Raw genomic sequence first — 827 nt, 5'->3', positions numbered from 1 at the left:
GTTGCGCGAGGCGCACCGGGCGGCGTGGGCATCGTCGCGGGAGGTTTCGCGAGAGGCGTCGCACGTGGCGTGGCGGGCGGCTTCGTCCGCGCGCCGAGGGGGTGCCCCCTCGGCGCCTCTGATGCTTCCAGCATCAGAGGCGCCCTCATCCCCCCTGAAGGTCTGCTCAAGAGCCCCGATCGTTCCCGCCCCCTATAACCTGTAATAAGAATAATACTTGAAACAATATATCCTAAAAAATGAATATTATCAATTGGGAATATATAAATCGAGGATCAGGAAAACGGGTGGGCAGTGTGAACGATGGAGGAGAGGGGCGGTTTCCGATGCCCTGGACGGCTCTCCCAATATAAAGGCTGCCGACCGAAATACGGAACGGATGTTTCACGTGAAACATCCGTTCGGTGGCTGTGCATGTGTGCATGATTTTTTCATTTGCCTGGCGATGGGCTTCGCCGAGGGGTGGGTCTGATCCGTCTACGCCCCTGGCCGGGTGATGGACATCATCTGCAGCGCCTCGCCGAAGAACTGGCCGGCGCCGTTCTGGACGGCGAAGCGGGCCTTGTCCGGGTCGGCCACCACGCTGCCGGCCAGCATCTCCACGCCCCAGTCGAACAGGAAGGGCGACATGACCACGCTGGGGCCCACCATGACGGTGGTGCCGTTCTTCGTGAGGTCGAGCAGGCGCGGGGCCGTCTTGTTGATGATGGTGACGCCGGTGATGAACGTGTAGTCGCTTTTCGGCAGCACGTACTCGCAGGCGGGGTCGGGCGTGTCGAGGGCCTGCGTGCAGTTGCGCTCCAGCACGGTGAGGTCGGCGTACTCGG

General features: G+C 61.7%; 1 protein-coding gene. It reads right to left on the bottom strand.

The annotated features are described in order from the left end of the window. Positions 1 to 477: 477 nt before the first annotated feature. On the bottom strand, positions 478 to 827 hold a 350-nt coding region (locus GPA_RS14630), incomplete at its 5' end, for a Rossmann-like domain-containing protein (protein ID WP_041239722.1).

The sequence above is a fragment of the Gordonibacter pamelaeae 7-10-1-b genome (assembly GCF_000210055.1).
GTDB classification, from domain to species: domain Bacteria; phylum Actinomycetota; class Coriobacteriia; order Coriobacteriales; family Eggerthellaceae; genus Gordonibacter; species Gordonibacter pamelaeae.
The sequence above is the reverse complement of the archived record's forward strand: the minus strand, read 5'-3'. Positions and strand labels throughout refer to the sequence as shown.